Origin of the sequence: Rhodovibrio sodomensis, from assembly GCF_016583645.1 — a bacterium.
GTDB lineage: Bacteria > Pseudomonadota > Alphaproteobacteria > Kiloniellales > Rhodovibrionaceae > Rhodovibrio > Rhodovibrio sodomensis.
Genome location: NZ_NRRL01000159.1, coordinates 1 through 8,827 on the forward strand (window position 1 = coordinate 1; position 8,827 = coordinate 8,827).

10 protein-coding genes are annotated in these 8,827 nt (G+C 67.8%); 3 read left to right on the top strand and 7 right to left on the bottom strand.

Annotated features, from left to right (window positions below; all coding sequences use genetic code 11):
• Positions 1-158: transposase (locus CKO28_RS25390; RefSeq protein ID WP_200343857.1), on the top strand; the 158-nt coding region annotated here is incomplete at its 5' end.
• A 176-nt stretch (positions 159-334) separates the two neighbouring features.
• Here CKO28_RS25390 and CKO28_RS25395 read toward each other — a convergent pair.
• The 5 genes from CKO28_RS25395 to CKO28_RS25415 form a co-directional block, all read right to left on the bottom strand.
• Positions 335-586 (bottom strand): type II toxin-antitoxin system PrlF family antitoxin, encoded by a 252-nt coding sequence (locus tag CKO28_RS25395; RefSeq protein ID WP_200343859.1) that lies wholly within the window; start codon positions 584-586, stop codon positions 335-337.
• Between the two features lie 73 nt (positions 587-659).
• Positions 660-1,439, bottom strand: a complete 780-nt coding sequence (locus tag CKO28_RS25400; RefSeq protein WP_200343861.1) for an SDR family NAD(P)-dependent oxidoreductase — start codon at positions 1,437-1,439, stop codon at positions 660-662.
• A gap of 18 nt (positions 1,440-1,457) precedes the next feature.
• Positions 1,458-1,901, bottom strand: coding sequence for a PIN domain-containing protein (locus CKO28_RS25405; RefSeq protein ID WP_200343863.1), 444 nt, complete (start codon positions 1,899-1,901; stop codon positions 1,458-1,460).
• Positions 1,902-1,906: 5 nt separating this feature from the next.
• On the bottom strand, positions 1,907-2,209 hold the full coding sequence (locus CKO28_RS25410; RefSeq protein WP_200343865.1) for a hypothetical protein: 303 nt from the start codon (positions 2,207-2,209) through the stop codon (positions 1,907-1,909).
• A 280-nt stretch (positions 2,210-2,489) separates the two neighbouring features.
• Positions 2,490-4,382 carry a propionyl-CoA synthetase gene (locus tag CKO28_RS25415; protein WP_200343866.1) on the bottom strand — a complete coding sequence of 631 codons (1,893 nt, stop codon included), beginning with the start codon at positions 4,380-4,382 and terminating at the stop codon, positions 2,490-2,492.
• A gap of 321 nt (positions 4,383-4,703) precedes the next feature.
• Here CKO28_RS25415 and CKO28_RS25420 point away from each other — a divergent pair, with 321 nt between their 5' ends.
• Both CKO28_RS25420 and CKO28_RS25425 read left to right on the top strand, forming a co-directional pair.
• Positions 4,704-6,353: an acyl-CoA synthetase gene (locus tag CKO28_RS25420; RefSeq protein WP_200343868.1), complete on the top strand. Its 1,650-nt coding sequence runs from the start codon at positions 4,704-4,706 to the stop codon at positions 6,351-6,353.
• Between the two features lie 106 nt (positions 6,354-6,459).
• Complete coding sequence (locus tag CKO28_RS25425) at positions 6,460-6,774, top strand: hypothetical protein (RefSeq protein WP_200343870.1); 315 nt, start codon at positions 6,460-6,462, stop codon at positions 6,772-6,774.
• Between the two features lie 132 nt (positions 6,775-6,906).
• On the opposite strand, the gene CKO28_RS25430 is transcribed toward CKO28_RS25425, so the two are convergent.
• Both CKO28_RS25430 and CKO28_RS25435 read right to left on the bottom strand, forming a co-directional pair.
• Positions 6,907-8,454: a zinc ribbon domain-containing protein gene (locus CKO28_RS25430; protein ID WP_200343872.1), complete on the bottom strand. Its 1,548-nt coding sequence runs from the start codon at positions 8,452-8,454 to the stop codon at positions 6,907-6,909.
• The coding region (locus CKO28_RS25435) for a transposase (RefSeq protein WP_200343874.1) at positions 8,451-8,827 on the bottom strand (377 nt) is incomplete at its 5' end. The genes CKO28_RS25430 and CKO28_RS25435, both read right to left, overlap by 4 nt.

The window sequence follows — 8,827 nt, forward strand, 5'->3', positions numbered from 1 at the left end:
GTCAAAAACCCGAAGAAAACTCCGATCTCTATCGTGAACGGAACCTGATCGAACGTGCTTTCAATCGAATGAAAGATTACAGACGCTTCGCTATGCGCTTCGACAAGCTGAAAGTAACCTTCGAAGCTACCGTGGCGCTGATCGCGATGCGCACATGATTCCTATGATTTGAGTCCACACCCTAATGTCCACACGAGTTCCGCCAACCCGACCACGTTGACGAAGCCGGGACTGGCCGAGCTGCAGTGCGTCTCCAGGAAGCGTGTCGCGCGTTCGCTTTGAGCCGCATCGTCCTGCGTCAGGAAACGCAGCAGAACGTTCGTATCGATCCCAATCACGACCGCTGTGCTCGTTCCACAGCAGCCTCTCCGATGGCGTCGTCGATCTCTTCGAGCGACGCCGCTCTCAACGGTTTGCCGAGTATGCCGGCGAGATCGGCCAGGCGCACCTTACGGGTGCGCAACCGGACGCTGCCGTCGGGATCGATCTCATAGGCGATCTTGTCGCCGGGTTTCACGCCAAAGTGTTGCCGGATCTCCCGGGGCACTGTCGTCTGGCCCTTCGCCGTCAGGGTCGAGGTCGCCACGGCCGTCCTCCGCTTCCTTGCCTGACCTCAGGTAAGGCGCGGCGGCATGGCCCGCAAGCGGGCCCACGCCGGCCTATTCCTCCGGCGGCGGCACCGTGTAGTTCAGGGCCAGGCGCCCGCCGTCCGGGTAGAGGATCTGGCCGGTCATGTAGCTGCTGTCCGCGCACGCCAGGAACACGGCCACCTTGGCGACCTCGTCCGGTTCGCCCAGCCGCCCCATCGGCGTGCGCGACATCAGCCCGCGCCATTTTTGCGGATCCGAATTGACCTGCCGGACCATGTCGGTGCCGATCGACCCGGGGCCGATCGCGTTCGCCCGGATGCCGTGCGGGGCAAGCGCCAGCGCCTCCGCCTTGGTCAGCTGGTTGATCCCGCCCTTGGCGGTGACATAGGGCGCGATCTGCGGGATCGCGACGACGGCGTTGACCGACGACATGTTGATCAGCGTGCCGCCGCCGCCCTGCGCGACCATCTGCTTGGCCGCCGCCTGGCCCAGCAGGAAGACGCCCTTCAGGTTGACCCGGATGACCTGGTCGAAGTCGTCCTCGCTCAGCTCCAGGAAGTCCTTGACCGGGGCGATCGCCGCGTTGGCGACCGCCGTGTCGATCCGGCCGTAGAGCTCGAGCGCCTTGGCGACCAGCGCGTCGACGGACGCCTTGTCGCCCGCGTCGCAGCGGACGTAGGCGGCCTCCCCGCCGGCCTCGCGGATCGCCTGCGCGGCTTGCTCGCCCTCCTGGTCGAGAACGTCGGCTAAGACGACCTTCGCCCCTTCCCGCGCGAACCGCTCGGCAATCGCCTGCCCGATCCCGCGCGCGGCCCCGGTGATGACGGCGACTTTGTTCGCTAGGCGCATGGCGGTTCCCTTTCGGGTCTAGTTTGGGAAGTATGCGGCGATCCGCGGGTCCGGGCGGTCCGCGAACGGGTTGGCCACGGTCACGCCCGCGAACGTGGCCCCGTCCTGCATGTCCTCGGATAGCAGGACATCACAGCCGCTGGCTGACGCGACAGAGAGAATCAGCGCATCGAAAATCTGGTGGCCGTGGTTCGGCGATAGGCGAAGCGCATACTCAAGATCCTGCGCCCTGGAAGGCAGCGTATGTGCGAGGTCGCGCCATTCCAGCACGTTGCGGTGGGCCTTGCTTGCGCTCAGCCCGCTTTTCCGGCGCAGGACCCTGTAGAGTTCGGCCAGAACCTGGACCGGGATGAACAGGCGCTCGGGCGGCAGTGCGCCGATCAGGCCGTCAGCACGCCGACATTTCCATCCAATTCCGATACCTTCGGCGTATACGAGAACGTTGGTGTCGATCGCAAACACCGGTGCTAATCGTCGTCGTACAGCTCGTCGCGCGTCCAGTCGCGCGGTTTACCCGTGGGCGTTTGCGAGCGTAGCCGACGCATCAACCGTTCCTTCGCGCGCTGGCGCTCCTCGGGGGTCTTCTGGTCGCCCGGGCGCAGGTCTTCCGCGGTGTCGTCCCCTCGCCCATCGGCATCGGCATCGGCGGCCGGGCCGAGTTCCGCCACACCGCCGTCGTCGGCCGTGATCGCGATGCGCTCGCCGGCGGCAGCGGCCCGCACCAGTTCGTGCAGGCGGTCCTGGGCTTCCGAGTCCGACACGCGGCGCATGGGCTGGCTCCTGTGATGACGTCTCAGACCAGATATAGCCTGTCCCGCGGCCCGCTGGAAGCCGGCGGAGGCTCCCGCATGGGGCGCACTGGCGGCGATCACACCCCCCGCCGGGGATCGTGCGACCGGTCGTCCGGCACCTGCGACTGCAGGCTGTCCACCAGATTGAGCCGGGCCGCCGCCTCGCGCTGGCGCACCCAGGCGCGCAAAAGCGTCCTGAGCGCGGAGGTTAGGCGCCGCGCCGCGCGGGGCCGGAGTCGTCGGCGACGTCCCCGCATCGCTAGATCTTGAAGCCCAGGTCCTGCAGGGACTGCCTGACCTCGTCCAGGATCGCGGGATCGTCGATCGTCGGCGGCACCTCGATCTGTTCGCCGTCGGCCATCTTGCGCATGGTCGCGCGCAGGATCTTGCCGGAGCGGGTCTTGGGCAGCCGGCTGACCACGGCGACGTGGCGGAACGCGGCGACCGGACCGATTTCGTCGCGCACCCGCTGGACGCATTCCTTCTGGATCTCGGCGTGCGGGCGGTCGACCCCGGCGGCCAGCACTACCAGGCCAACCGGCAGCTGCCCCTTCAGGTCGTCGCGCACCCCGACCACGGCGCACTCGGCGACGTCCGGGTGCTCCGCCAGCACCTCCTCGACCGCGCCGGTCGACAGGCGGTGGCCGGCGACGTTGATGACGTCGTCGGTCCGGCCCATGACGAACAGGTAGCCGTCCTCGTCGAAGTAGCCGGCGTCGCCGGTCCGGTAGCAGCCGGGGAACGCCTCCAGGTAGGCCTGGTGGTAGCGTTCGCGCGCCTGCCAGAGGGTTGGCAGGCTGCCCGGCGGCAGCGGCAGCTTGCAGACGATCGAGCCGATCTCGCCGCGCGGCATCTCGCGGCCCTCGCTGTCGATCACGCGCACGTTCCAGCCCGGCATCGGCGCGGTCGGTGAGCCGGCCTTGACCGGAAACGGCTCGATGCCCATCGGGTTGGCGGCGATCGCCCAGCCGGTCTCGGTCTGCCACCAGTGGTCGATCACCGGCACGTCCAGCTTGTTCTGCGCCCAGTACAGCGTGTCCGGATCGCACCGCTCGCCGGCCAAAAACAGGGTCCGGAACTGCGGGATCGCGTAGTCGCCGATCCGCTGGCCGTCCGGGTCCTGCTGACGGATCGCGCGGAACGCCGTGGGTGCCGTGAACAGCGACACCACGCCGTGATCCCGGATCACCCGCCAGAACGCGCCGGCGTCCGGCGTGCCGACCGGCTTGCCCTCGAACATCACGGTCGTGTTGCCGTGCAGCAGCGGCCCGTAGACGATGTAGGAGTGGCCGACCACCCAGCCGACGTCGGAGGCGGTCCACCAGACATCGCCCGGATCGAGGTTGTAGACCGCCTTCATCGTCCAGTTGAGCGCGACCGCATGCCCGCCGTTGTCGCGCACGATGCCCTTGGGCGCGCCGGTCGTGCCGGAGGTGTAGAGGATGTAGAGCGGATCGGTCGCGGCGACGGTGACGCAATCGGCCGGCGCCGCGTCCGCCATCGCGGCGTCCCAGTCGAGGTCGCGGCCGCTTTCCAGCGCGCAGCGGTGGGTGTCGCGCTGCTTGACGATCACCGTGTCGGGAACGTGCTGCGCCTCCTTCAAGGCGTGCTCGTAGAGCGGCTTGTACTCGACCGTCCGGCCCGGCTCGATCCCGCAGGACGCGGTCACCATCGCCTTCGGCTTCGCGTCGTTGAACCGCTTGGCGAGCTCGTGCCCGGCGAAGCCCCCGAACACGACTGAGTGCACCGCCCCCAGCCGCGCGCAGGCGAGCATGGCGATCGCGGCTTCCGGGATCATCGGCATGTAGACGATCACCCGGTCGCCGTGCCCCACGCCGCGCGCCTGCAGCACCCCGGCGAAGCGGGCGACCGCGTCGCGCAGCTCGCGATAGGTGTATTTCTGCAGCTGGCCCGTGACCGGGCTGTCCCAGATCAGCGCCAGCTGGTCCGCGCGCCCGCCGTCGACGTGACGGTCCAGGCAATTGTAGGCGGTGTTCAGCCGCCCGCCGGTAAACCAGCGGTAATAGGGGGCGTCGCTGTCGTCGAGGACCTTGTCCCAGCGCGTGTCCCAGGCGATGCCCTCGGCGGCGTCGGCCCAGAACCCAGCCGGATCTTCCAGCGAACGCCGAAAGCTCTCCGTGTAGTCGCCCATCGCGATACCCCCATCGATCTCGTTTTTTCCGGCCGATGGCGCGCGGCCGGACTTTGTGGCGCCCGCGAGCATGCGCCATGCTGGCCCGGCATTCAAATCCGAGCCCGGCCGGACGCCAAGCGCGCCGAATGCCAGCCTGCGCCGCGCCGCGCCGCGCGGTTGGCAGCCTAGCGCACCCAGGCGCGCCGGCCTTGACGTGGCTCAACACGTTCGCGCGTACTCGCCCGAGCGGATCAACCAGAAATCCGGTGCCGGGCGCACCCCGGCCGCAGCGTCGACACCCAAGCAATCGTGACACCGAACGGGAGGCCGTCGAACGGAATGAGCGCGGACAACATCTACCAGCAACACCTGGACAAGACGCCGGCGAACTACGTGCCGCTGACCCCGCTGTCGTTCCTGAAGCGCTCGGCCCAGGTGTTTCCGGACAGCACCGCGATCCGGCACGGCAGCTGGTCGTACAGCTGGCGGGAAGCGTACGACCGCTGCCGGCGGCTCGCCTCCGCGCTCGACCAGCGGGGCATCGGCGTAGGCGACACGGTGGCGGTGATGGCGCCCAACACTCCGCCGATGTGGGAGGCGCACTTCGGCGTGCCGATGACGGGCGCGGTGCTGAACGCCCTCAACGTCCGGCTGGATGCCGCGACGATCGCCTACATCCTGGACCACGGCGAGGCGTCGCTTTTGATCACCGACACCGAGTTCGCGCCCACGATCAAGGCGGCGCTGGACCAGCTGGGCCGCGCCATCCCGGTGGTCGACATCGCCGACCCGCAGGCCGCCGGTCCAGGCGAGCGGCTGGGCGGGATCGAGTACGAGGACTTCCTAGCGGGCGGCGATCCCGCGTTCCGGTGGCGCATGCCGGAGGATGAGTGGGAGGCGATCACCCTGAACTACACGTCCGGCACCACCGGCAACCCGAAGGGCGTGGTCTACCACCACCGCGGGGCCTACCTGAACGCGGTCGGCAACATCCTCACCTGGTCGATGGGCGGCCAGCCGGTCTATCTCTGGACCCTGCCGATGTTCCACTGCAACGGCTGGTGCTTCCCCTGGACGGTCGCGGCGATGGCGGGCACCAGCGTCTGCCTGCGCCAGGTCGCGGCCAAGCCGATCTATGACGCGATCGCGGACGAAGGCGTCACCCACCTGTGCGGCGCGCCGATCGTGATGCAGATGCTGCTGAACGCCGAGGCGGGCGAGAAGCGCCCGCTGCCGCACACCGTCAACGTGATGACCGCCGCCGCCCCGCCGCCGGCCTCCGTGCTGGAGCGGATGGAGACCGAGGGCTTCAAGGTGACCCACGTCTACGGCCTGACCGAGGTCTACGGCCCCGCCGTCACCTGCGCCTGGCACGCCGAGTGGAACGACCTGCCGATGCAGCAGCAGGCGGAGAAGAAGGCCCGTCAGGGGGTCGCCTACCCGGTCCAGGAGGACGTGATCGTCGCCGACCAGGAGACGATGGAACCGCTGCCCTGGGACGGGAAGTCGCTGGGCGAGGTGCTGATGCGCGGCAACATCGTGATGAAGGGCTACCTGAAAAATCCGGAAGCGACCGACAAGGCGTTCGCCGACGGCTGGTACCACACCGGCGACCTCGGCGTGACCGAGCCGGACGGCTACATCGCGCTCAAGGACCGGTCCAAGGACATCATCATCTCCGGCGGCGAGAACATCTCCTCGATCGAGGTCGAGAACGTGCTCTACAAGCACCCGGCGGTGGCCGCCTGCTCGGTCGTGGCCATGCCGTCCGAGCAGTGGGGCGAGACGCCCTGCGCGTTCGTCGAGCTGGCCGAGAGCCACCAGGACACCACGGCCGAGGACCTGATCGCCTTCGCCCGCCAGAACATGGCCAAGTTCAAGGCGCCCCGGCAGGTGGTGTTCGAGGACCTGCCCAAGACCTCGACCGGCAAGATCCAAAAGTTCCAGCTGCGCGAACGCGCGAAGGAGATCGCGCAGGGCGGCGGTTAAAACTTAGCCATGCACCGATCGGATGGTTTTAAGGGCGCGCTTGATCTAGACTGCCCTGGCTGAAAAGGCGGTGCCGACGCGTCATCCGATCGTAAGAGGTTGCCTCTTGGACCGAACGCAGCGGATCGCGGACCTCTATTGCGCGCGCGCGCTGGAGTTGAACCAGGCGGATCTGGAAACGCTCCGCCAGCGGGCGTTACGCAACCTTGCCCGGATGCGCGAGCAGGGGTCGGCAAGCTCGGCGTTGTTGGCACGCTGGAGCGAGGTGGCGCAGCGTCCCGAGAGCTTCCGTTGGGTGCTCAGCGCATCGGCGGCGGAAGCGGCGGAACTGCGGCGGAACCACCCGCTCGCCGGCGCCCTGCCCGAAGCCGAACGGCAGGAGATCGTGCGAAGGACGCGAGATGAACCGGCGTCAACTTGAGCACGTGATCCGCGCCGCCGTCGAACTAACCGGGGAAACGGAGATCGTCGTGGTCGGCTCCCAGGCGATCCTGGCGGTCGGCGCCCCGGTACCCGATGCGATGCTGCGTTCGCAGGAAGCCGATCTCGGGCATTATTGCTTTGCGCTCACAGCCACCACATCTGGTGGCCGCGCACTCGGCAACGTGATCCCCGAACCGGCCTGAGTTTCAGGTCGATCCGGGTCACCCCTGGAGCCCCGCCCAGGGGATCGCCGTGACGTCGCATCAGGCGGACGACACGGCTTTTGCTCGGCAAAGCGCCGGAGCGCTTCGTCGAGGACGGCACGCCGGCTTCGGCGCGGGTTCCCCATCACGGAACACGAACGTCGTGTCCCCAGGTTCCGCGCCGCGTTGACGTCGGCATGCATCCGCGTGCCGCAGCAGCGGCACCGGAATTCCGATTGGCTGCGGCGGTTGTTCTTCTCCACCCAGCCGCAGTGTGAACAGGCTTGCGAGCTGTAGGCGGCGTGCACTTCCGTGTGCGTCACGCCGTAGCGTTCTTCCAGGTCTTGCAGCTTGGCCCGGAAGACCGATCGACCGCAGTTGGTCAGGATGCGGTTCATGCGCTTGGACAGGCAGGGCATCCGGAAGTCCAGCCTCTCCACGGTCAGATGCGCCGGCTTCTGCAGCAAGACGATCCGGTTCAGGATCCGGTTGATCTCGGTCCTGAGCCAACCCCGGAGTTGCCGCACGGCCCGATCGTAACGCTTCGAGCGGACCTTCAGGCCGGCTTTCTGCCGATGCCGGGCGATCGTGGAGATGCGCTTGTCCAGCTTCTCCAGATGACGCAAAGCGTCACGCCCCATCAGGTCGCCAGCGTCGGTGGCCATCAGCGTCGACAGGCCGAAGTCGACCGACAGGTGATCGCGCACAGGCTTGTAAGCCGCGCGCTGCTCGGCGAACGGCCCTGAGACGTCGGTGATGACGCCGACCTGGATTCCGGCGTCGTCGCCCTCGTTGATCTGGACCGTCTGGCAACGCTGGCCTTGTCGTCTCTCGAAGTACGGGTGCGAGCGCAGCGGAATTTCGATCCGCCGACCCTTCTCTAGGGCACCCAGGCGCAGCCACAGCGGAAACGCCGTGGCGTTCGCCGCGTCGGCCAGCGTCGCCTGCCGGCGGTCGATCACCATATTGGCGCGCTTGAACGACGGCTTGCGATGCTGCTTCAGCACCTGCTTCATGATCCGGCGCGCCAGATCTCGGACGTCGTCGGGGACCGGTTCACCCGTGTCCGGCATGACAATCTCGCGGCTGCGGTCGAACCAAGCGTGCCCCTTGTTGACGACCCGCAGCATGTGCTTTGTCCGGTCGTCGAACGCCGCGTGCCGCCCCACGATCTCGGCGAAGTCGTTCTGGCGATTGGAGATGAACGACGTCAGCGTGCCGACGACCTGATAGCGCACCATCTGGATCCGCTGGGCGCCGATTTCCGCTTTGGCGGCAGCGACCCCGGGCGCGGCGGCCTCCTGGGCCGCCGAGATGTTCTTCTGGAACCGGCCGTCGCGGAAAAAGCGCGTCCACTGGTCGGCGGCGACGGCATCCGCTGCCCGGCGCCACGCCCGCAGCAAGTCGCGCACGGCGGCTTCCTTGCCGACGTTCACCGCCGTGGGCAGCAGGTCGGTACGGTGAATGGCCGTCATGCGGTCAGCGTCCGGAAGGGCAGCGGCTCGGCTGGCCGTGCAACCAGCGACAACAAAGTAACCGCGTCACGCGTCCGGTGATTCCACGCGTGCGCCGCTTGCGCGGCATAGCGGTCGAGGTGTTTCCCACTGATTCGGTGATGCACGCCCACGACCATGCGCCGCAACAGCGCGTGATACGACTCCGCCGTGTTGACGTGAACGCGCTCGCCGCTGTCAACGTCGGTCCCGGCGTACTGGCGCTTGGAATGGTTGACCGTCAGATGGCTGGGGTAGGACTGGCCGATCCGGCGGTAGGCTGGCAACGCATCCGTCACGAGCCTGGCCATTGGATCGACCCAGGCGCGCCAGGCGGGTGCGATCGCGTCTGTAC